The organism is Nocardioides sp. NPDC023903, from assembly GCF_040639295.1.
Classification (GTDB): domain Bacteria; phylum Actinomycetota; class Actinomycetes; order Propionibacteriales; family Nocardioidaceae; genus Nocardioides.
On the sequence record NZ_JBEZZS010000046.1, the window covers coordinates 1 to 22356 of the forward strand.

At 70.4% G+C, this 22356-nt stretch carries 19 protein-coding genes; 12 read left to right on the plus strand and 7 right to left on the minus strand.

The window, feature by feature from the left end; translation table 11 throughout:
• Both serB and AB0F44_RS27600 read right to left on the minus strand, forming a co-directional pair.
• Positions 1 to 1284: phosphoserine phosphatase SerB (gene serB / locus AB0F44_RS27595; RefSeq protein WP_357360179.1), on the minus strand; the 1284-nt coding region annotated here is incomplete at its 3' end.
• Between the two features lie 34 nt (positions 1285 to 1318).
• Entirely contained in the window at positions 1319 to 2089 is a 771-nt protein-coding gene (locus tag AB0F44_RS27600; protein WP_357360181.1) for a hypothetical protein, read from the minus strand.
• Positions 2090 to 2142: 53 nt separating this feature from the next.
• Here AB0F44_RS27600 and AB0F44_RS27605 point away from each other — a divergent pair, with 53 nt between their 5' ends.
• The 5 genes from AB0F44_RS27605 to AB0F44_RS27625 all read left to right on the plus strand — a co-directional run bounded on the left by AB0F44_RS27605 (position 2143) and on the right by AB0F44_RS27625 (position 6071).
• Positions 2143 to 2940: an ABC transporter ATP-binding protein gene (locus tag AB0F44_RS27605; protein ID WP_357360183.1), complete on the plus strand. Its 798-nt coding sequence runs from the start codon at positions 2143 to 2145 to the stop codon at positions 2938 to 2940.
• A 69-nt stretch (positions 2941 to 3009) separates the two neighbouring features.
• Entirely contained in the window at positions 3010 to 3471 is a 462-nt protein-coding gene (locus tag AB0F44_RS27610) for an NfeD family protein (protein WP_350658947.1), read from the plus strand.
• Between the two features lie 48 nt (positions 3472 to 3519).
• On the plus strand, positions 3520 to 4608 hold the full coding sequence (locus AB0F44_RS27615; RefSeq protein WP_357360185.1) for an SPFH domain-containing protein: 1089 nt from the start codon (positions 3520 to 3522) through the stop codon (positions 4606 to 4608).
• On the plus strand, positions 4609 to 5370 hold the full coding sequence (locus AB0F44_RS27620; RefSeq protein ID WP_357360187.1) for a sulfite exporter TauE/SafE family protein: 762 nt from the start codon (positions 4609 to 4611) through the stop codon (positions 5368 to 5370).
• Between the two features lie 32 nt (positions 5371 to 5402).
• The gene (locus tag AB0F44_RS27625; RefSeq protein ID WP_357360188.1) at positions 5403 to 6071 is read left to right on the plus strand and encodes a nitroreductase family protein; all 669 of its coding nucleotides are present in this window, start codon (positions 5403 to 5405) and stop codon (positions 6069 to 6071) included.
• A 46-nt stretch (positions 6072 to 6117) separates the two neighbouring features.
• Here AB0F44_RS27625 and AB0F44_RS27630 read toward each other — a convergent pair whose 3' ends face one another.
• The gene (locus tag AB0F44_RS27630) at positions 6118 to 7920 is read right to left on the minus strand and encodes a BCCT family transporter (RefSeq protein WP_357360190.1); all 1803 of its coding nucleotides are present in this window, start codon (positions 7918 to 7920) and stop codon (positions 6118 to 6120) included.
• 216 nt (positions 7921 to 8136) lie between these two features.
• Here AB0F44_RS27630 and AB0F44_RS27635 point away from each other — a divergent pair, with 216 nt between their 5' ends.
• Genes AB0F44_RS27635 through AB0F44_RS27645 form a run of 3 tightly spaced genes read left to right on the plus strand, consistent with a single transcriptional unit; the run spans position 8137 to position 11862 of the window.
• Positions 8137 to 9537 carry an ethanolamine ammonia-lyase subunit EutB gene (locus AB0F44_RS27635; protein WP_357360192.1) on the plus strand — a complete coding sequence of 467 codons (1401 nt, stop codon included), beginning with the start codon at positions 8137 to 8139 and terminating at the stop codon, positions 9535 to 9537.
• Positions 9534 to 10292 carry an ethanolamine ammonia-lyase subunit EutC gene (gene eutC / locus AB0F44_RS27640; RefSeq protein WP_357360194.1) on the plus strand — a complete coding sequence of 253 codons (759 nt, stop codon included), beginning with the start codon at positions 9534 to 9536 and terminating at the stop codon, positions 10290 to 10292. The genes AB0F44_RS27635 and eutC overlap by 4 nt, the downstream gene beginning before the upstream one ends.
• A 40-nt stretch (positions 10293 to 10332) precedes the next feature.
• On the plus strand, positions 10333 to 11862 hold the full coding sequence (locus AB0F44_RS27645; RefSeq protein ID WP_357360196.1) for an amino acid permease: 1530 nt from the start codon (positions 10333 to 10335) through the stop codon (positions 11860 to 11862).
• A 6-nt stretch (positions 11863 to 11868) separates the two neighbouring features.
• Here AB0F44_RS27645 and AB0F44_RS27650 read toward each other — a convergent pair whose 3' ends face one another.
• Both AB0F44_RS27650 and AB0F44_RS27655 read right to left on the minus strand, forming a co-directional pair.
• Positions 11869 to 12810 (minus strand): alpha/beta hydrolase, encoded by a 942-nt coding sequence (locus AB0F44_RS27650; protein WP_357360198.1) that lies wholly within the window; start codon positions 12808 to 12810, stop codon positions 11869 to 11871.
• Between the two features lie 30 nt (positions 12811 to 12840).
• Complete coding sequence (locus AB0F44_RS27655; protein ID WP_357360199.1) at positions 12841 to 14259, minus strand: hypothetical protein; 1419 nt, start codon at positions 14257 to 14259, stop codon at positions 12841 to 12843.
• 37 nt (positions 14260 to 14296) lie between these two features.
• Here AB0F44_RS27655 and AB0F44_RS27660 point away from each other — a divergent pair, with 37 nt between their 5' ends.
• Positions 14297 to 15550, plus strand: a complete 1254-nt coding sequence (locus AB0F44_RS27660) for a nucleotide disphospho-sugar-binding domain-containing protein (RefSeq protein WP_357360201.1) — start codon at positions 14297 to 14299, stop codon at positions 15548 to 15550.
• Positions 15551 to 15552: 2 nt separating this feature from the next.
• On the opposite strand, the gene AB0F44_RS27665 is transcribed toward AB0F44_RS27660, so the two are convergent.
• On the minus strand, positions 15553 to 16902 hold the full coding sequence (locus AB0F44_RS27665) for a hypothetical protein (protein ID WP_357360202.1): 1350 nt from the start codon (positions 16900 to 16902) through the stop codon (positions 15553 to 15555).
• Positions 16903 to 17217: 315 nt separating this feature from the next.
• On the opposite strand from AB0F44_RS27665, the gene AB0F44_RS27670 reads away from it, so the two are divergent.
• From AB0F44_RS27670 to AB0F44_RS27680, 3 genes are read left to right on the plus strand one after another with little or no spacing between them, the layout of a single operon-like run.
• The gene (locus tag AB0F44_RS27670) at positions 17218 to 18603 is read left to right on the plus strand and encodes a condensation domain-containing protein (RefSeq protein WP_357360204.1); all 1386 of its coding nucleotides are present in this window, start codon (positions 17218 to 17220) and stop codon (positions 18601 to 18603) included.
• Complete coding sequence (locus tag AB0F44_RS27675) at positions 18600 to 20042, plus strand: condensation domain-containing protein (protein ID WP_357360206.1); 1443 nt, start codon at positions 18600 to 18602, stop codon at positions 20040 to 20042. The genes AB0F44_RS27670 and AB0F44_RS27675 overlap by 4 nt, the downstream gene beginning before the upstream one ends.
• Positions 20023 to 21396 (plus strand): condensation domain-containing protein, encoded by a 1374-nt coding sequence (locus AB0F44_RS27680; protein WP_357360208.1) that lies wholly within the window; start codon positions 20023 to 20025, stop codon positions 21394 to 21396. The genes AB0F44_RS27675 and AB0F44_RS27680 overlap by 20 nt, the downstream gene beginning before the upstream one ends.
• A gap of 12 nt (positions 21397 to 21408) precedes the next feature.
• Here the strand turns inward: AB0F44_RS27680 and AB0F44_RS27685 are convergent, their stop codons facing one another.
• Positions 21409 to 22356, minus strand: coding sequence for an ATP-binding cassette domain-containing protein (locus AB0F44_RS27685; protein WP_357360210.1), 948 nt, complete (start codon positions 22354 to 22356; stop codon positions 21409 to 21411).

Consider the following 22356-nt stretch of genomic DNA (forward strand, 5'->3'; position numbering starts at 1 on the left):
CCCCGGTGGGGATGGTGCTCGACGACGTGGCCGAGCACGTCTCCGTCGTAGAACACCAAAGAGCCCGACAGCCCGCCCCACGGAGAACTGTCGGCTCTCCTCGCGGGAGATGCCGAGGAGATACATGATCGTGTCGAGGTACGGGACGTTGATGGCGGTCCCGGCGGCCGAACGTACGGCGGGCTTGGCGTTATAGGCGATGCCGAGGCCGGCGGCGGCGAGCATGTCGAGGTCGTTGGCGCCGTCGCCGATGGCGACCGTGGCGGCCTCGGGGATGCCGATCTCGGCGGCGAACTCACGGAGCGCGCGGGCCTTGCCGGCGCGGTCGACGACCTCGCCGACAACCTCACCGGTGAGCACGCCGTCGACGATCTCGAGCTCGTTGGCGCGGGCGTAGTGGATGCCCAGGTCGGCCGCCAACCGGTCGGTGATCTGGGAGAACCCGCCGGAGACGATGGCGAAGCGGTAGCCGAGGCGGCGCAGGGTGCGGACCATCGTCCGCGCTCCCGGGTTGAGCTGCAGCCCGGCGTACACCTCGTCCAACGCGGTCGCGGGGACGCCCTTGAGGTACTTCACCCGGCCCCGGAGCGACTCCTCGAAGTCGAGCTCGCCGCGCATGGCCGCCTCGGTGACCGAGGCGACCTCCTTCTCGTAGCCCGCGTGGGCGGCGATCATCTCGATCACCTCGCCGTCGATCAGCGTCGAGTCGACGTCCATGACGATCAGGCGCATGCCGCGGCGGACCAGGTTGGCGGGCTGCACGGCGATGTCGACGCCCTGGGCGGCGGCCTCGGCCGCCAGCGTCACCCGCAGCTCGTCGGGAGAGGCGCCGGAGACGTGCAGGTCGAAGGCGGTGACCGGGTAGCGGGCCAGCCGGATGATCCGGTCGATGTTGCCGCCGGCCGAGGCGATCGTACGCGTCACGGATGCGAGCGCTGCCGCCTTCAGCGGCAGACCGAGCACGGTGACCCTGGCGCGGTCGGACGGCTCGCGCGGAGTGTCGCCGACGCCCTCCTCGATCTCCACGGTCATGTCGAGAGCGTGGGCGGTCTCCTCGATCGCGTGCTTGAGCGCGTCGGTGCTCGCCGCGTCGGCAGGGGCGGTCACCAGGAGCCCGAGCACGAGCCGCGCCCGCAGCACGATCTGCTCCAGGTCGACCACGTCGACCCCCGCCAACGCGAGCGTCGCCAAGGTGGCCGAGGTCAACCCAGGACGGTCGTTTCCGGCGAGGGTGATCAGCAGGGTGTCGGGACGGCGCTCGAGCGCGTCGAATTCCTCGGTCATCTCTGCAAACGATAGTGGAGCCGACGCCCGCGTCTCAGTTCGGCGGCCACACCTCGGGCGATCCCGCCGCGGTGAGCGCCCTGCGCGCCGCCCGGTCCAGGCCGACCAGCGCCTCTCGCCGCCGCAGCATCTCCGAGGCGGACACGGCGCCGCCCTCGTCCTCCAGCGCCACCGCGACGATCTCCCGGGCCTGTACGCCACGAGCAGCGAGCTCCACGCACCGCGCCGGCACCCCCGGAGCGCCGGCCAGCGAGGGCCGGTGGCGGAGGTTCATCAGCCGGTCGGCGACCTCGGGCCGCCACCGGGCGACATCGAGCTCGGCGAGCGCGGTCGCGGACTCGGTCAGCGCGAGCCGGAGAGCCCGGTCGGCCTCACCGACGTCGGGTAGCTGCCGGCGCTGGGCCGGGTACGCCTGCCACTCGACGACCGCGCCGACACGGACCGGTACGAGCCCGATCCCGGCGTCGCTCACCACCGCCTCACCGGCCTCCATCGCGGCCGTGTTGAAGGCCCGGGGTCCGCCTAGCCCGACCGGGTCGCCCTCGGCCGGGAACGCGACCCCGACACAGGTCGCGCCCTCCGTACGCAGCCGCCCCATCCCGCTGACGAAGGTGTCCGCGACCCCCTCGTCGCCACCGAGCCCGAGATCGGCCAGCCCGCTGACGGTGTGGGTCGCGTCGGGCCCGATCACCGCATCGAGCACCAGGTCGGTGACCGCCTCACCGCGCAGCCACGCCGTCACCCACCAAGCCAGGCGCAGGGCCTCGGGGGTGGTCTCCAGCGACTCGGATTCGTCGACACTCACAGCCGCCTACCCTAACCCCGAGCCGGGCAACCCCTGCCGATAGATTTGCCGCCATGGCAGCCGTGCTGGAGTTCACCGACGTCACCGTACGCCGCGGGGGCAACGCCCTTCTCGACTCTGTGAGCTGGGTGGTCGAGGAGGATGAACGTTGGGTGATCCTCGGCCATAACGGCGCCGGCAAGACCACGCTGCTCCAGGCCGCCGCGGCCCAGCTTCACCCGACCTCGGGTGTCGTGAAGATCCTCGGCGAGCAGATCGGCCGCATCGACGTCTTCGAGCTGCGCCCGCGCATCGGCCTCACCTCCGCCGCGCTCGCCGACCGGATCCCGCGCCACGAGCTCGTCCGCGACGTCGTGGTGAGCGCCTCCTACGGCGTGGTGGGACGCTGGCGCGAGCACTACGACGACCTCGACCACGACCGCGCCCAGGAGTTGCTGATCGAGGTCGGCATCAAGCACCTCGGCGAGCGCAGGTTCGGCACCCTGTCCGAGGGTGAGCGCAAGCGCGTCCAGCTGGCCCGCGCGCTGATGGTCGACCCCGAGATGCTGCTCCTCGACGAGCCCGCCGCCGGTCTCGACCTGGGTGGCCGCGAGGACCTCGTCTCGACGCTCTCGACACTCGCCTACGACCCCGACAGCCCGGCCACCGTGCTCGTCTCCCACCACGTCGAGGAGATCCCTCCCGGCTTCAGTCACGTGCTGATGATGCGCTCCGGCCGGATCACCGCCCAGGGGCTCATCGAGGACACGCTGACCGCGGCCAACCTCTCCAAGACCTTCGGCATGCCGCTCGAGCTAGAGGCGAGCGATGGCCGCTACTGGGCCAAGCGCCGCGCCCGCCACACCCGGTAGGCCGAACGTTAAGAAGTCGGTACCCAAACCTCCCCACAACACGTGGCCCGCGTGGATAGGGTGACGCCCATGGACTGGCAGGACTGGGACTGGGCGATCTGGACGGCACTCGGAGCGCTGCTCGTCGTCGGAGAGCTCTTCAGCCTCGACCTGATCCTGCTGATGCTCGCCACTGGCGCCTTCGCGGGTGCATTGACCGGCGCGTTCACCGACAGCTTCGTGATCCAGGCGATCGTCGCGCTGGCGGTCTCGGTCTCCATGCTCGCGGTCGTACGCCCGGGGTTGGCCAGGCGGCTCCACAACGGCCCGGAGATCCAGATCGGCGCGCAGAAGCTGATCGGTGTCCAGGCCATCTCGCCCGTCGAGATCAGTGCCCACAAGCCTGGTCAGCTCAAGCTCGACGGCGAGCTCTGGACCGCTCAGCCCTATGACGAGACGCTCGTGATCGCGGCCGGCACGCCGGTCGAGGTGCTCGAGATCAGAGGAGCGACGGCGTACGTCCATCCTCTTCCGGAGCTCGGGACTCCGTAGCTTTCCGGGCAACCTGACGCACAACGAATAGACAAGGACTGATTGGCAATGGGTGGCATCATCCTGGCCCTTCTGGTCATCTTGGCGGTGCTGGTGATCACCACGCTGGCCAAGACGATCAAGATCATCCCGCAGGCGCGGGTCGGCATCGTGGAGCGCTTCGGCAAGTTCCAGTCGAAGCGGGACCCCGGCCTGAACGCGGTGATCCCGTTCGTCGACAAGGTGCGCTACATGATCGACATGCGTGAGCAGGTCGTAGCGTTCGCACCGCAGCCGGTGATCACGGAGGACAACCTGACCGTCTCGATCGACACGGTCATCTACTTCCAGGTCAACGACCCGGTGGCGGCGACGTACGAGATCGCCAACTACATCCAGGCCGTCGAGCAGCTCACCATGACCACCCTGCGCAACATCGTCGGTGGCATGACCCTGGAGGAGACGCTGACCAGCCGCGAGCAGATCAACTCCGGTCTCTCGATCGTCCTCGACGAGGCCACCGGCCGCTGGGGCATCAAGGTCAAGCGCGTCGAGATCAAGTCGATCGACCCGCCCATGTCCATCAAGGACGCGATGGAGAAGCAGATGCGCGCCGACCGCGACAAGCGCGCCGCGATCCTCACCGCCGAGGGTCAGCGCCAGTCCGCGATCCTCTCCGCTGAGGGAAACAAGCAGTCCGCCATCCTCAACGCCGAGGGCCAGCGCGAGTCGCAGATCCTCTCGGCACAGGCCGACCGCGAGGCCGCGATCCTGCGCGCCCAGGGTGAGGGCCAGGCCATCCAGACCGTCTTCCAGGCGATCCACGACGGCCGTCCCGACCAGTCGCTGCTGGCCTACCAGTACCTCCAGATGATGCCGAAGATCGCCGAGGGCGACGCCAACAAGGTGTGGATCGTCCCGAGCGAGATCGGCAAGGCTCTCGAGGGCCTCGGCTCGACGATGAACAGCCTTCGGGGCATCCCGGACGAGGTCGAGGGCCCGGTCAAGCGCGTCGACATGGGTTCGGCCGAGCCGAAGCTCGACCTCGAGCAGTCCTCCGCGGCCGCCGCCGTCCAGGAGGCGCTCGCCGAGGCCAAGCAGGCAGAGGCCCCCAACCGGCCGCAGGCTCCGCAGCCCCCTGCCGAGCCGACCGCCTAAGTGGATCCTCTCCAGTCCGCCCTCATCCTGATCGCCGGGGTGGGGGCGGGCACCATCAATGCCGCCGTCGGTTCCGGGACGCTGATCACCTTCCCGACGCTGCTGGCCTTCGGCGTACCTCCGGTGGTCGCCAACGTGTCCAACACGATCGGCCTGGTGCCGGGCTCGCTGGCCGGCGCCTGGGGCTACCGTCGCGAGCTTTCCGGGCAGCGCGGGCGGATCCTGCGGCTCGGAGTCGCGGCCCTCATCGGTGGCGCGGTCGGCGGGATCCTGCTGCTGGTGCTGCCGCCTGGTGCCTTCGAGGCGATCGTCCCCGTGCTGATCGGGCTCGGCGTGGTCCTGGTGATCACCGGTCCGCGCATCTCCCGGTGGGTCGCCAAACGGCACGGCGACCTGCCCGATGACGGCAGCGAGCGCTGGTGGGTCTGGCCGGCGATCGCGATGCTCGGCGTCTACGGCGGTTACTTCGGTGCCGCTCAAGGTGTGCTGATGATCGCGATCATCGGCATCGGGGTCGCCGAGTCGCTGCAGCGTCTCAACGGGCTCAAGAACGTCCTGGTCGCCATCACCAACGGCATCTCTGGGCTCATCTTCGCCCTCGTGGCCGACGTCGACTGGCAGATCGCCGCCCTGATCGCCGTCGGCGCGACGATCGGTGGTCTGCTGGGTGCCCGGATCGGCCGCCGGATGCCACCCAACGTGCTCCGCGGCGTGATCGTCGTGGTCGGCATCACCGCGCTGGTCATGTTTCTAATGGGCTGAGCCTGGTGGGCTGAGTCTGCTGGGATAGAGCCATGGAGCTCTACGAGGCGATGCGGACCACTCATGCCGTACGCGACTTCACCGACGACCCGCTGCCCGACGAGATCCTCACCAGGATCCTCGACAACGCCCGGTTCGCGCCCTCCGGGGGCAACCGACAGGGCGGCCATGTCGTGGTCGTACGCAGCCAGGCGACCCGCGAGCGTCTGGTCGAGCTGACCGCGACGGGTGCCCGCAGATACATGGCGCAGCAGAAGGCGGGGGAGATGCCGTGGAACACGGTGCACCCGACGGCGGTCACCGACGAGCAGATCGCCGGCACCCGGGTTCCGCGCGCGATGACCGAGCCGCTGCGTACGGCTCCGGTGGTGCTCGTCTTCCTCGTCGACCTCAGCGCGGTCGCCTCCATCGACTCCGAGCTGGACCGGGTCGGTGTCGTCTCCGGCGCCTCGGTCTATCCGCTGGTGTGGAACACGCTCCTCGCCGCGCGCAACGAGGGTTTCGGTGGGGTGATCACCACGATGGCGGTCGCCGAGGAGCCCGCGCTCCTCGAGCTGCTCGGTGCCCCTGAGGGCTACGCCGTCGCCGCGGTCGTCCCGCTGGGCAAGCCGGTCAAGCAGCTCACCAGGCTGCGGAGGCAGGCGGTCGAGGAGTTCGTCACCCTGGAGACCTATTCCGGGACCCCGCTCACAGACGACTGATGGCGGGGTCCCGGAGGACCCCGCCATCAGCTTCAGACTTCGAGGATCAGGCCTTGTCGGCAGGAGCCGCGGTGACAGTGCCCTCGCCCGAAGGCGGCTCGCCGCCGTTGCTGTGGTCGTCCTCGACGACCGCGAGCGCGAAGTCGTCACCGTGCTCGGTGACGCCGGTGATGACGGCCTGCTCGACCGCCTCCGCGGCGTACTGACCACGCACGATCAGCGGATCGTGAGCCAGGTCGCGCTGCAGCGAGACCGCCAGCCCGACCATGATCACCACGAACGGCAGTGCCGCCACGATCGTGATCGTCTGCAGACCTGACAACGCATCCGCACCACCGGCGATCAGACCCAGGATGGCCACGACACCGGTCGCGACACCCCAGAAGACCACCGTCGGCCGGCTCGGCTCCTCAGCGCCACGCTCGGAGAGGGTGCCCATCACGATCGAGGCCGCGTCGGCGCCGGAGACGAAGAAGATCGCCACCAGGACCATGACCAGGATGCTCATCACGGTGGCCAGCGGGAACTGGTCGAGCGTGGTGAACAGCTGCGACTCGACGCCGCCGAGACCGGCGATGTCGACGGTGCCGTCACGCTGCAGGTCGATGGCGGTGCCGCCCATGATGCAGAACCAGATCACGCTGACGGCGCTCGGGACGAGGAGCACGCCGGCGACGAACTGCCGGATGGTGCGCCCGCGCGAGATCCGCGCGATGAACATGCCGACAAACGGCGTCCAAGAGATCCACCAGGCCCAGTAGAAGACGGTCCAGGAACCGAGCCACGCGGAGGTCTCCTCGCCGCCGACACCGGTGCGGGCCGACATCTGGGCGAGGTCGCCGATGTAGGTGCCGAGCGAGGTCGGGATCAGGTCGAGGATGAAGACCGTCGGGCCGACCACGAAGAGGAACAGCGCCAGGAGCAGGGCCAGCACCATGTTGATGTTGGAGAGCCACTGGATGCCCTTGGCCACACCCGAGACCGCGGAGATCACGAAGCAGACGGTCAGGACCGCGATGATCCCGATGAGGACGTTGTTGCCGACCTCGCCGAGCCCGGCCACGATCTGCAGGCCGCTCTCGATCTGGATCGCGCCCGTGCCGAGCGAGGTGGCGGAGCCGAACAGGGTCGCGAAGATCGCGAAGATGTCGATCGCCTTGCCTGCCGGACCCTCGACGGTCTTCTTGCCGAGCAGCGGCGTGAAGGCCGAGGAGATCAGGCTGACGCGGCCCTTGCGGTAGGCGCCGTAGCCGATCGCCAGACCCACGACCGCGTAGATCGCCCACGGGTGCAGCGTCCAGTGGAACATAGTGGTCGCCATCGCGTGCTGGATGGCCTCGGCGTTGCCCGCCTCGCCGGTGCCCGGCGGCGGGGTGACGAAGTGCGAGATGGGCTCGCTGACGCCGTAGAACATCAGACCGATGCCCATTCCGGCGCTGAACATCATCGCGATCCAGGAAGCCGTCTTGAACTCCGGCTTCTCGTCGTCACGGCCCAGGGGGATGTTGCCGTACTTACTGACGGCGAGCCAGATGATGTAGATGACGAAACCGCTGGCGGTCAGGACGAAGACCCAGCCGGCCTTGGCCAGCACCCAGGTGAGGGCGTCGCCGGCGACCTTGCCCATGCCGTCGGTGTTGATGAAGCCCCAGGCCATGAACGCGATGGCGATGGCCGCCGCGATGCCGAAGACTACCCAGTCGATTCCCTTGCGTTGGTCCTGTTCGCTCGAGATCGGCAGGTCCAGCGCGGGGTGTGGGACGACTTCGCCCGTGGGGGATTTGATGAGGCCAGAGGGGTTGTGATGATCGGAATGTTTCGGACTGTCTGTCTTCTTCTCAGAAGTCACACTGTTGTCCTTCCGGTTGGGTTCGGGACCACAGCACCCTAACGCGCACTGTCTTTGCCTTCTGTTCACCGGGGTGGCGTGGCAGCCGATTGAAAACGAGTTCTGGATCGACTGTGTCTGGTTGGTTCGTGTGTTGTTCTGCCGCTGTGGTCGGACGTGCTGCACTGGTGGCTGAGCCACACACCGTGGAAATATTGCGGCTCTACCGTTGATGTCATGCGATACCGGCAGAGTCTCCACGGGCACGGCTTCGAGTTCGACGGTCTGGTGGAGGTGCTGGCGCGGGCGACACCGCTGCGCTCGGGTGATGTCCTGGCCGGATGCGCCGCCCGGTCCGACACCGAGCGGGTCGCGGCGCGGATGGTGCTCGCCGACCTGCCGTTGAGCGTCTTCCTCGAGGAGCAGGTGGTTCCGGCCGAGTCCGACGACGTCACCCGGCTGATCCTGGAGACCCACGACGAGGACGCGTTCGCGCAGGTCAGCGGCTTGACCGTGGGGGCTCTCCGGGAGTGGCTGCTCGACGCCGCCGCGAGCCGCGACACCGCCGCGCTGACCGCCGTCGCGCCGGGGCTGACCCCCGAGATGGTGGCGGCGGTCTCGAAGATCATGCGTAACCAGGACCTGATCGCGGTGGCCGCGGCCACCGAGGTGGTGACTGGCTTCCGCACGACGATGGGCCTGCGGGGACGGCTGGCGACCCGGCTGCAGCCCAACCATCCCACCGACGACCCGGCCGCCATCGCGACCTCGATCCTGGACGGCCTGCTCCTGGGCTCCGGGGACGCGCTGATCGGCATCAACCCGGCCTCCGACAACCCGCGTACGGTCGCCGACCTGCTCCGGCTCGTCGACGACGTACGTCTTCGCTACGAGATTCCGACGCAGAGCTGTGTCCTGACCCATGTCACCACCACGATCGACCTGATCGAGGCGGGGCTGCCGGTCGACCTGCCGTTCCAGTCGATCGGCGGCACCCAGGGTGCCAACGAGGGATTCGGGGTGACCCTGGCGATGCTGGCCGAGGCCGACGAGGCGGCCCGGTCGCTGGAGCGCGGCACCGTGGGGAACGAGGTGATGTACTTCGAGACCGGCCAGGGCTCGGCGCTCTCCACCGGTGCCCACCTCGGCAGCGGCGGCCGGCCGGTCGACCAGCAGACGCTGGAGGCCAGGGCGTACGGGGTGGCGCGGGCGTTCAAGCCGTTCCTGGTCAACACGGTGGTCGGCTTCATCGGACCCGAGTACCTCTACGACGGCAAGCAGATCATCCGCGCCGGGCTCGAGGACCACTTCTGCGGCAAGCTGCTGGGCGTGCCGATGGGCGTCGACGTCTGCTACACCAACCATGCCGAGGCCGACTCCGACGACATGGACAACCTGCTCACCCTGCTCGGCGTCGCCGGGTGCACGTACGTCATGGCCGTCCCGGGCGCCGACGACGTCATGCTCGGCTACCAGTCGACCTCCTTCCACGACGCCCTCTACGCCCGCCAGGTCCTCGGCAAACGCCCCGCGCCGGAGCTCGAGGAGTGGTTGGCCGCGGCCGGCCTGCTCGATCCGGACGGTTCCGTACGCGACATCGACCCGGCCGCCACGGTCCTGAAGGAGCTGGCCCGATGAGCGAGTTCTGGGAGCCGTTGCGCCGAGCGACGCCGGCGCGGATCGGTCTCGGCCGTGCCGGCAACTCGATCCCGACCGCCGAGGTCCTCTCCTTCGGCGCCGCTCACGCCGCCGCTCGCGACGCGGTCCATCTCCCGCTCGACGTCGAAGCGCTCGTCGAGGCGCTCGACCGCCTGGGACTGGGTACGCCGCTGGTGGTCGCGTCCGCGGCTCCGGATCGGGCCACCTACCTGACCCGGCCGGACCTCGGCCGGGTGCCCGGCGCCGACCTGGGGCTCGGACCGGGCGGGGCCGAGCTCGCGGTCGTCGTCGCCGACGGTCTCTCCGCCGAGGCGGTGGCAAAGCATGCGGTGCCGCTCCTGGAGCACCTGGTCCCGCTCCTCGACAGCGCGACGACCCTCGCCGCGCCGGTGGTCGCGACCCAGGCCCGGGTGGCGCTGGGCGACCACATCGGCCAAGCGCTGGGCGCGCGCCTGGTCCTGGTGCTGATCGGGGAGCGGCCGGGGCTCTCCTCCAGCGACTCGCTGGGCGCCTACCTCACCTGGGACCCACGACCGGGCGTCCTCGACTCGGCCCGCAACTGCGTCTCCAACATCCGCCCACCCCACGGCCTGGACCATGCGACCGCCGCGCGCACCATCGCGAGCCTGGTCACCGGCGCCCGGGCGCTCGGTGCGACCGGGGTGGCGCTCAAGGACAGATCTTTCACAGCGCCGTTACCTGGCGCGACCACGACCGCCACGGACCGTTTCTAGCCTCAGGCACATCCACCCCCACGAAATCCGGAGGCGTGCCATGTCCGAGGCACCTGAAACCGTCGAGCCGACCCAACTCGACGACGAAGCACATCTCGCTCGTCTCGGCTACAAGCAGGAGCTGTCCCGCACCTGGTCGGGGTTCTCGAACTTCGCCATCTCGTTCTCGATCATCTCGATCCTGGCCGGCTGTTTCACCACCTTCGGCCAGGCCTGGAACAACGGCGGACCGGTGGCCATCTCGTGGGGCTGGCCGATCATCGCGGGCCTCATCCTGATCATCGGCTTCACCATGTCCGAGCTGGTCTCGGCGTACCCGACCTCGGGCGGCATCTACTGGTGGGCGGCCAAGCTCGGCGGCCCGGCGGCCGGCTTCTTCACCGGCTGGCTCAACCTGATCGGGCTGCTCGCGGTGACCGCGAGCGTCGCGTACGGTGCGGCCACCTTCCTCGACCTCACCCTCTCGACCCTGAGCGAGAGCTGGGCCGAGGGCTACTCCCTGGGCCGGGTCTATCTGATCTTCCTGGCCATCCTGGTGCTGGCCGCGCTCGCCAACATCTACTCCAGCCACCTGCTGGCCGTCATCAACAACATCTCGGTGTGGTGGCACGTCGCCGGCGCCGCGATCGTGGTCCTGGTGCTCGTCATCGTCCCGGACGACCATCAGAGCTTCGCCTTCGTCTTCACCGAGCGGATCAACAACTCCGGCTACGCCGACGCGAAGTACTGGTTCCTGGTGCTCCCGCTCGGGTTCCTGCTGACGCAGTACACGATCACCGGGTTCGACGCCTCCGCCCACCTCTCCGAGGAGACCCAGGGCGCCGCCGACGGCGCCGCGAAGGGCATCTGGCGCTCGATCTTCTACTCCGCGGTCGGCGGGTACGTCCTCCTGCTGGCCTTCCTCTTCGCCGTTCAGGACCCCGATGGCGTGAGCGCGGGCGGTGGCGCGGTCGACGTGATCTTCAGTCAGGCGCTGCCCGACTCCTGGCACTTCGCGGTGCTGCTGATCTCCACCGCCGGCCAGCTCTTCTGCGCCACCGCCTGCCTTACCAGCGCCTCCCGGATGACGTACGCCTTCGCCCGCGACGGCGCGGTGCCCGGCTCCTCGCTGTGGGCGAAGGTCAGCCCGACCAGGAAGGTCCCGGTGAACGCGGTGCTCCTGGTGGCGGTCGTCGGCGCGATCATCACGCTTCCCGCGCTGTGGGGCGTCGGCGGCATCCCGCTGGCCTTCTACGCGATCACCTCGGTCGCGGTGATCGGCCTCTACCTCGCCTTCGCCATCCCGATCTTCCTGCGCTGGCGGGCCGGGGACTCCTTCGAGACCGGGCAGTGGACCCTCGGCCGGCACTACAAGTGGCTCAACCTGGTCGCCGTCGCCGAGATCGCGATCATCTCGGTCTACTTCGTCCTGCCGTTCGTCCCGTCCGGCTGGATCACCAGCGACGACTTCTCCTGGGCGTCGGTCAACTACGCGCCGATCCTCACGGTCGGCTCGCTGGTGGTCCTCGCGCTGTGGTGGAGGCTCTCCGCACGTAGGTGGTTCAAGGGCCCGAAGACGACCCTCGACTGATCGGGATCAGACTCCGTATGCCGCCAGCCACCGCTCGATCTCGGCGTAGGCCTGCTTGCGGACCTCGGGGCGCGACAAGATCACGTCGTGCTTCGCCCCGGGGACCGCGATGTAGGTGACGTGGCTGCCGATGGCGGTCGACCAGCGGCGGATCTGGCGCACGTCGAGGACGATGTCGGTCGAGTGGACGAGCTCACCCATCGCCCTCGGCTTGCTGGAGCGGTCGGAGGAGAGCACCAGCACCGGAGCCTTCACGTTCAGGCCTCGGTGGAGCTTGGAGTGGCCGTCGCGGATCGCCTTGAGCCAGCCGAGCCGGATCGGGTAGGAGCCGACCGGCTTGAGACCGAGGTCGAACTCCCACTCGCCGTCGTGCTCGACGTGGAGCGACATGGTGTAGAAGCCGTTCACGTCCCGGCCGAGCTCGCGCATCGGGGCTCGGTGGCCGACCCGGCGCACGACCGGCGAGGCGACCTCGCGCAGCAGGAACGAGCCCTGCAGATCGAGCCACGGCGAGTTGAGCACCATCCCGGCCAGCGCGTCCGGCTGGCGGTCGTCGGCCCACAGTGAGACCGTCAGCCCACCGGTGGAGTGGGCGCTGAGCATGATGTGCGAGTGGCCGTCGCGCTCGGTGATCCGCTCCCAGGCGGCGTCGATCTCGTCGAAGTACTCGACCAGATCGCCGACGTACGTCCCCGACTGGTGCTCACGCAGCGAGCGACCGTACTTGCGCAGGTCGAGGCCGTAGAAGTCGTAGCCGCGGGCGGTCCACCACTCGGCGTACTCCTTCTGGAAGAAGTAGTCGGAGAAGCCGTGGACGTAGAGGACCGCGCCCTTGGCGTCGCCGTCGGCGGGCCGCTTGACCAGCGTGGCCACGACCGTGCCCTCGAAGTCGTCCGCGAGGTCGATGGTCTCCACGGTGTAGGGCTCACCGAGTACGTCGATCGTCATGACCGCATCCTCTCACCAGGCTGTGCCGGTTCACCAGAAGGTCGGCACCAGGCCCCAGCGTCCGTAGACGGTGGTGACGATCTCCTTCAGCCGCTCGGAGTCTGGGACCGCGTCGGGATCGAGCGCGCGGATGCCGAAGTTGCAGGTATCACCGACCTCGCACCACCACGACGTCACCCCGCCCCGCATCCGGCGCAGCTCGCCGCGGGTCGCGCCGAGCGCCAGGCCGCGAAAGACGATCGACTCGGCGGCCACGCCGAACGGCGCCACGAAGTCGGGGTCCGGTCGGCCCAGGTTGGAGGCGAGACCGAGCGGCGTGACGACCCCCTTGAGCAGCGGCTTGGCGACCTTGTCCGGGATCATCTGGGCCAGCGGCGCGATGTGGGCGATCGGGTCGGGGCGGGTGCCCTTGAAGAGCGCGGAGAACTCCTTCTTCGACCGTTCCCGGATGTGGGCGAGGTCGGTGACCCGGCCGACGCCGTCGCGCAGCTCGGTCTCGACCGCGATCGAGACGCCCGAGGTGGCGTTGGAGCGTAGGTCGCCCTCGCCGCGCATCGAGACGGGCAGCGACATCTTGACCGGCTCGCCGGGGCGTACGATCCCGGCCTCGAGCAGCACCTCGACCGAGATCGCGACCTGCAGCGTGTTAGAGGTGCCGCCGGCCCGCTCCACGGCCGCGTTCCACTCCTCGACGGGGCAGTCGGCGCCGGCGAAGGCGACCTCGTGGACGACGTCGTCGTCGGGCTGCGGGGCCGGCAGCGGCCGCTTCTCGGAGGACTGGGCCTCCAGCACCGGGAGCTTGCCTGCCTTTCGGGCTGCCCGGAGACCGCGAGCGGCGGCGCGTGCCATCGCGCGGGCGTCGCGCCAGTCGTCCTTGCGAGTGACCTCGGCCGCCGCGGGGTCATCGAAGGGGAGCCGGGGCAGGGGCTGGCGGCGTACGGCCGCGATCAGGGCACCGAGCTTCATCCCGCCGTCGCAGACGATGTGGGAGGCGTTGTAGGTCACGACCGTGCCACCGTCGGTGGTGTAGGCCATGAAGAACGCCCACAGCGGGCCCTTGACCGGGTCGAACGGCACCACGTCGGTGGTGGTGTCGAGCCAGGCCATCACCTGGTCGGGCTTGATCCGGTCGGGGTGCAGGCGGACCGGCTCGGCAGTCGTCGCCGGCACCCAGCGAGAGCGGGCGCCGGTCACCTTGGGACGTACGACGAGGCGGTTGAGCGGGCCCTTGGCCAGCTCGTCGACCACGTCCTGGACCGCCTCGACCGGGATCTCGGTGGGGAACCGCCAGGCGGTCTGGCCCACGACCGGGACGCCGATCACGGTCGCGGAGCGGAGGAAGACCTCGTCGTCGTACGTCAGCCGGTTGGTGCGCTCGGGAGCGAACGGTGCCGGTCGGGCGCCGGGGCTCGCGGGTGGCAGTGAGGGCAGCATCACAGGCTCGGGCATGCGGTCTGGGTCCTAACGGTGGGGGATTCTAGAAGTGATGCGGTTCGTCTTCGGGTTGATGGGCAGTCGCGGCGACGTCCAGCCGGCGCTCGCCGTGGCCCTCGAGCTGCGCCGTCGCGGCCACGAGGTCACTGTCGGGGTCGCGCCCAACCTGGTCGCTCTGGCCGCGAAACTGGGGCTGGACCCGCACGCTGTCGGCCCTGACAGCGGTGCGCTGCTCTCCTCGAGCCTGGTGCGCGAGGAGATGCGCTCGGCCAATCCTCGCACCCGGGTCCGGGCGGTGCGAGAGGTCTCCGCCCACGGCTGGGACGGCTTCCGCCGCGACCTGGTCGGGCTGGCTGGGGAGCGTGGCAGTGCGGACGTCGTCGTCGCCGGACTCCTCGGGCAGGAGGTCGGTTCGGCGCTCGCGGAGCGGATCGGCGCCGGGTTCGCGGCGCTGCACTACTTCCCGGTCCGCTCGAACCGGTCGGTGAAGGTCGTGCCCGGACCCGAGGCCGTCCAGGAGCGGGCCTGGGACGTCGGCATCCGGATGCGCTGGGAGCTGACCCGTGACGCCGAGAACGCTCAGCGCGTCGCGCTCGGGCTGTCCCCGGCCCGCACCCGGCTGCAGACCCGGCTCCGGGACCGCGGTGCGGTCGAGGTGCAGGCGTACGACCCGCTGCTCGTCCCAGGTCTGCCGCGGGAGTGGGGCATCCAGAGTCCGTTCGCCGGCTTTCTGGCGTTGGCCGAGGCCGACCGTCTGCTTCTTGGCGAGAAGGGCGTCGCCGATGGCCTCGGCGAGTGGCTCGCGGCGGGCTATCCGCCGGTCTACGTCGGGTTCGGCTCGATGCCGGTGGCCGATCCGGCACGCCTGGTCGCCGAGGTCGCGGCCGCGACCGAGGACCTCGGCCTGCGCGCGCTCGTCAGCAGCGGCTGGAACTCCTTCGCGGTCGACGTTCCCGACCACGTACGTCTCGTGGGTGCCGTCGACCACGCCGCGGTGCTGCCGCGATGCGTCGCCGCCGTCCACCACGGTGGGGCCGGCACCACCGCCGCGGTGCTGCGCGCGGGGATCCCGAGCGTGGTCGGGTGGTACTCCGCCGACCAGCCGGTCTGGGGTCGCCTGCTCGGCGACCTCGGCGTCGGCACCTCGGTCAAGGCGGCCCGTCTGGACCGCGACCGGCTCCGGGCAGCGCTCGGCGAGGTGCTCATGCCTGCCGTGCGTGACCGAGCCGCCGAGGTCGCGCCGCTGCTGATCGCGCCCGAGACCGCCGTGGCCCGGGCAGCAGACGCGCTCGAGCGAGCGCGCTGAAGTCACCACACCTCGACGGTCAGACCCCATGAGCCGAGCTCCTCGACGACCAGTTTCTTCAGGAAGTCCAGGTCGGGCACGCGGTCGGGCTCGGCGGCGACGAGGTTGAGCGTCGTACGCGGCCCCGACTGGATCAGCCAGGAGATGATCCCGCCGCCGACGTCGTAGGCGTCCTGGGCGGTGGCGTTCTGGTAGCCGGCGAGCCCGGCCACGAGGCGTACGTCATCGCCCATCGCGTAGCGGTAGTCGTCGGGGAGCTGGGGCAGGTTGGAGGCCATGCACGCGGCTGCCGGCGGCTGCGGGAGCTTGTCGAGCACGGCGTCGGGCAGCATCTGCATCATCGCCAGCGGCACCGGGACCAGCCCCGGGCCGGCCTGACCGAGGCGGATGTAGGCCGCCTTGGAGAGCTTCTTGATCGCGGCGAGATCGCGCTTGTCGAGCACGTCGCGCGGCACCTCGACCATGGCCACGCGCGTCGAGTTGGAGCGTACGTCCCCGGGCTGGAAGTCGCTCATCGGCAGCGAGACCGGGACGTCGCCGCGGTCGACCGGCACGTGGTCGATGCGGACGATCAGGTCGGCGACCACGTTGATGAACCACGCGTTGGTCGAGCCGCCGTGCTCGGCGGCGATCTTCGTCATCGTCTCGGTGTCGAACTCGGAGATCATCCGCGGCATCCGCCAGGCCTCGGGCCTCGGGTTGGGGGTGGCCTCCGGGTAGACGCGGGGCGCCTTGGTGGCCAGGGCCGCGGTGCCGTCCTTCTTCGCCTGACGGCGGGCCTTGGTCCAGTCGCGGACGGCGCGCCACTGCGCGCGGCTGTCGGCGGCCTCGGCGCGGAGGCGGTGCCAGCCCTTGGCCGGCGCGGGCGGCAGCCGCAGCGGCTCGGCGCGGGCGGCCCGGGACACCGCGTCGAGGACGGAGCCGCCGTCGCCGACCGCGTGGGCGAGCAGCATTGAGACCACCGAGGTGCCGTCGTCGAGGTTGATCGCGGTGAGCCGGTAGGTCAGGCCCTCGTGCGGGTCGAGGTGGTCGCTGTGACGCTGCTGGAGCCAGGCGGTGATCTCGGCGACGGGGAGGATCTCCTCGTAGAGCTCGATCGACTCGCGGTCGGCGTTGGTCCAGAGGTCGCGGGCTCCGGGGAACCTCGCCCGGTGCAGCTTCCGCGAGAGCCCGCCCTCGGCCAGGCCGGCCGCGATGTAGCGCAGCCGGTCGGCGTCGTAGGGACTGTTGAGCCGCCAGATCCACTGGTTGGCGATCGGACTTCCGAGCCCGCGATGGCGCCTGGCGAAGAGGTCGTCGGCGAACTGCAGGCGGCCGGAGTTGTCGATCGGTGCACGGGTGGCAGCGGGCATGGGGGAGTCCTCGAGATAGAGCGGGCAGCCGGGTGAAGGCGTATGGATAGCGCGCGCAGGGGGAGGAGTCAATCGGAGTTGATACGTCATGTAAACCCCCGGGGGCAATAAAGAAGTGTGGCGATTCCCACGTCCGGGGGCGGTCGAATTCGGGTGCGGACCTGTGTGCACAATAGGCCGCGACGTGGGACGACATCGCTGTCGTCCCAGGCTGGTCGCCTTCTCGGGCTACGGCGTTCTTGAGGTTCGTTCGGGTCCCCGAGATGGCGTTTTGCCGCAATGAGCCCCCCACCTCAGAGAGGAACTCCACCTCCGATGGAGTACACCGAGCTGTCCGCGTACGACGTACCCCCGGGCGAGGTGACCGCGTGGATGCCCACCGCGGAGCCGAGCGCCTGGGTCGACGACGAACGCCGGATGTCCCACAACCATGAGCTGCACCTCGACACCGCCGAGGCGGGCTCCTGGATCGGCTCGATCATGCGGTTGCGCGGGCAGCTCGACACCGAGGCGCTCGGCCTCGCGCTCCGGGCCTGGATCGGACGTCACGAGGCGCTGCGCGGGACCGTCGAGGAGACTGCGGCCGGCCGCCGGCGTCGTGCTGTTGCCGCGGCCGACGTGTCGGTGACCACCACCGTTCTCGGCCGGTTCGACGGCGAGGACGCCCGGGGCTGCCTCTCGGACTTCCTCGCCGACCACATCGACCCGTCGGCCTGGCCCTACGTCGTCTTCGCGACGGTGGCCGACGCCGACGGCTTCACCCTGGTCTTCGGCGCCGACCACGGCGTCATGGACGCCTACTCCCAGCTGCTCTGGTTCGAGGAGATCGCCTCGCTCTACGAGCGGGCGCTGGCCGGCGAGCCGTTCGCGGAGCTGGCCGCGGCCACCACCGGCAGCCACATCGACCACGCCGCCGAGGAGCGGGTCACCGGCGAGGCGATGTCGCTGGAGAGCGAGTCGGTGCAGGCCTGGCGCGAATGGCTGACCGGTCCCGACGGGCGGCTTCGGTTCGCCGACTTCCCGGTCACGGGCATCACCGACGTACCCGCCTCGGCGGAGCCGCTGCCGCAGGCGAGCATGTCGCAGTGGCTCGGCGACCCGCGCCAGGCCCGGGTCCTGGGCGAGCTGTGCAAGAGCGCCGGCGTCTCCTTCCAGGCCGGGATGATGGGCGCGATGGCGTACGTCCTGCGGGCCCAGCACGGCGTGGAGCGGATGCGTTTCGTGGCGCCCATGCACACCCGCTACACCGCCGAGCACGCCGCCGCGGTCGGCTGGTACGTCGGCCTCGTCCCGATCACCCTCGACATCACCGGCGCGCAGACGCTGCCCGAGGTCGCCGCCCGTGTCCAGGCCGCGCTCGCCGCGGCGAAGCCGCTGGTCCCGCAGCCGTTCGCGCGGGTCGCGGACCTGCTCGGTGTCGACGACGCGCCGCACTTCGTGGTCACCTTCGTCGACACCCGCTTCATCTCCGGCGCCGAGCGCTGGAACGAGTGGGACGCCCGTACGCTGCGGGCCCCCGTCCGCGCCGACGACGAGGTCTACCTGTGGCTCGTGCGTGACCGGGACGGTCTCAACGTCTCGACGCGCTACCCCGAGACCGTCGCCGCCGAACGGGTCGTGCGCGACCTGATCGGCGGGATGAGCGGGCTGCTGGAGGAGATCGCGCAGCCCGAGACCGCCGAGCTGGAGGGCACCGCATGAGGATCGGGGCGCTGGCCGAGCTCGCTCCAGCGCCTGGTCGGGTGGTCGTGCTGCGCCCGACCCGTGAGTGCCAGGCGGCGGCAGATGGCGCGCCGGTCTCTCCCGGAGCCCCGTCGTTCCTGCAGGCCGACCACCTCAACGCCTACCGCGCCAAGATCGCCTCCGGCGGAGTGCACCGCGCCTGGACCGGGACCTGCGGCGAGTTCGACGTGGCCTTCGACGAGGCGGCCTACATCGAGGCGCTGTCCTCGTTCGTCGGTCGTCACGAGGGGCTGCGCACCTGGTTCGACCTCTCCGGCGCCACGCCGGTGCGACACGTGGTGCCTGCTGACGCGATCGCCTTCGAGGCCGTCGAGGTCGAGGCGCCGGCCGACTGGTCCGGTGGCTGGCAGGATCTTCTCGTCAGCCTGTGGGACGAGCAGTGCCGCCCCGACTCCTGGACCCCGTTCCTGCTCGGCGCGATCGTGCGCGAGGAGGGCTTCACCTACTTCTGGGGCTGCGACCACGCCTTCACCGACGGAGCCTCGCAGCTGATGGTCCCGGCCGAGCTGGGCGCCGCCTATGCGAGGGCCCTGGGCGCCCCGTCGCCCGACCTGCCCGAGTCCGACAGCTTCGTGACGTACGCAGCCGCCGAGCAGCAGCTGGCCGCCGAGTGCGACGCGGAGACGCCGGCGGTGCGCGAGTGGGCCGACATCGTCTCGCGCCACGGTGGGCGCCTGCCGCGGTTCCCGGTCGACCTCGGGCTGGCCCCGGGGGAGACCGCGCCGGTCCGGATCCGAACCTGGACGGCACTCGAGGGTGAGGCGGTGGATGCGCTCGAGGAGCTCTGCCGTGCCGCCGGCGGCCGGTTCACCAGTGGTGTCTTCGCGCTCCTGGCCCATGTCGAGCAGCGCCTGACCGGCAGCTCGGACTACCTCGGGATCACCGTGCTCGGCACCCGGTCCCAGCAGACCGCGATGTCGCACGGCTGGTTCTGCAACTTCGCCCCCGTCTCGATGCCGCTGGGGGAGACCTTCCCCGAGACCGTGCTCGCGGCGGAGAAGGCCTTCGGCACCGCCCGCGAGCTGGCCCGCACCCCGGTCCACGTCGCGCTGGGCGCGATGGTCGCCAGCGGGGTGCTCGCGCCGACCGAGCTGGCCAGCCCGCAGATGGTCTCCTACCTCGACGTACGCAAGTTCCCCGGCGCCGGGACCACCCCGTTCGACACCGGGCTGCACTTCACCGGCGAGGGCCGTACCGCCAACGCGAGCCTGTGGGTCAACCGCTTCGCCGACCGCTTCGAGCTGGCCACCCAGAGCCCCGACACCGAGCAGGGCGGACGAGCGGTGGCGACCTTCTTCGAGGCGCTCCACGACGTGCTCGCCGACCTCGGCCTGCCGGTGCGGCCGGTCGATGCGGACCAGATCATCGGGACCGGACATGCTGGTCACGACCGCTGACCTGTGGGAGCCCCAGCCGGGCACGCTGCTGCGCTGGGACCTCTCCGCCCCCGCCCACGGTGCGCCCGCCGAGCTCTCGCTCAACCAGCGCAACCACCTGGCCGGCGCGATGGCCGGAGCGCCGACCGTCTGGCTGGCGGCCGCTTTCGACGTCGACGGCCCCATCGAGCCGGTCGCGCTCTCCCGCACCTGGCGCGCCTTCCTCGCCCGCCACGGCAGCCTGCAGCTCGAGGTCGTCGCCGGGTCCGAGGGGCTCCATGCCCGCCGGCACCACCCCGGCACCCTGACCTGGTCGGTGACCTCCGTCGGCCACACCAGCACCGTCGAGGAGACCCGAGCCGCCCTGCACGCCGCCCTCGACGAGCGGTGCGGGCCGTTCGCCTACCCGGCCTTCCTGCCGGCCGCGATCTCCCGCCCCGACCGCTCCACGATCGTCCTCGGCATGGATCACCTGCACTGCGACGCCCACTCGGTCGCCGTCGCGGTCGAGGAGCTCGCCCACCTCTACGCCGCCTTCACCGAGGGCGGCGAGGAGCCGTCGCTGCCACCGGTGAGGTCGTTCCTCGACGCCGTCGAGCAGGGAGCTGACGGCCCCGCCTGGGTCGCCCCCGACGACCCGCTGCTGCGCGGCTGGGGCGAGTTCCTCGGCGGCCGCGGCCACCGGCTGCCGACCTTCCCGCTGCCGCTCGGCCTCGAGCCGGGGGAGCGGGCCGCCCAGGCGACCGCCGTGGCTCCGCTGGCCGATGCCGACCTGATGGACCGCATCGGCGCCCGTGCCCGCAACAGCGGTGCCTCGACGTACGCCGCCGTCCTGGCCGCCCTCGCCACCGCGCTCTCCGACCTCGGTGGCGGTGACCGGCTGGACACGATGGCGCCGGTCTCCACCCGCTCCGCGGAACCGCTGACCCGCTCCATCGGCTGGTACACCACCACCGTCCCGCTCACCGTGCCCGCCTCGCTCACCGATCTCGGCCTGGCCGAGGCCGGCGACGCGGTCCGTCACGGCGTACGCCTCGGGTCGGTGCCGCTCGACCAGGTCCTCGGCTCGCTCACCGAGCCGCTGGTGCAGACCCGCAGCGACGTCTTCGTCGTCTCCTGGGTCGACTACCGCCACGTCCCCGGTGGCTCGGCCCACCTCGACCGCGACGCCCAGCACATCTCCGCCTCGACGCTGGCCGACGACGTCCAGATCTGGTTCTCCCGCACCCACACCGGCCTCGCCGTCCGCGTCCGCTACCCCGACACGGTGGTTGCAGCAGCGTCTGTCGACGCCCTCCTCGGCCGCCTTGGCCACACCCTCACTGAGCTCTCCCGCCAGCCCGACGACCTCGCTGTCCTGCGCGCCGAGTCCTGAGCCCTGTCCGGGTCAGCGCGAATAGAGCTGCCGGATGACGGCCTCGATGTCGGGCTCGTGGATGGACAGGTCGGCGACGTCGTACGCAGCGGCGACCTGTGCGACCAGCGGCGCGGCGGAGGCGCCGGCGGGGAAGGCGAGCCATTGGCGCGGGCCATCGACCTTCACGACCCGGGCGCCCTCGATGGTGATCGGGGAGGCCTCGTCGACGAGGTCGACGACGAGGGTGCGGGAGGCGTCACCGTTCGCTCGCAGGGAGGGCAGGGGGCCGTCGAAGACGGCGGTGCCGTGGTCGATGACGATGACCCGGTCGCACAGCGCCTCGATGTCCTGCAGGTCGTGCGTGGTGAGCATCAGGGTCGTCCCACGCTCGTGGTTGAGGGCTCGCAGGAACTCCCGCAGGCGCCCCTTGGAGATGACGTCGAGACCGATCGTCGGCTCGTCGAGATAGAGGATCTCGGGGTCGTGGAGCAGCGCCGCGGCGATGTCGCCGCGCATCCGCTGACCCAGGCTCAGCTGCCGCACCGGGGTGTCCATCAGGTCGCCGAGGTCGAGCAGCGCGACGTGGTCCTCGAGATTGCGGCGGAAGGTCTTGTCGGGGATCCGGTAGATCCGCCGCAGCAGCTCGAACGAGTCGCGCAGCGGCAGGTCCCACCACAGCGACGTACGCTGCCCGAACACCACCCCGATCCGCCGGGCGAGCTCCCGGCGCTGGCGGGAGGGCTCCAGGCCCGCCACCCGCGCCGACCCGCCGGACGGCACCAGGATCCCGGTGAGCATCTTGATCGTGGTCGACTTCCCGGCGCCGTTGGGCCCGATGTAGCCGACCATCTCACCGGCCTCGATCTCGAAGGAGAGGCCGTGGACGGCGTGCTTCACCACCGACGTACGTCTCAACACACCCGCACGCTTGCGGATCGTGAAGTCTCGAGACAGGTCCCGCACCTCGATCAGTGCCAC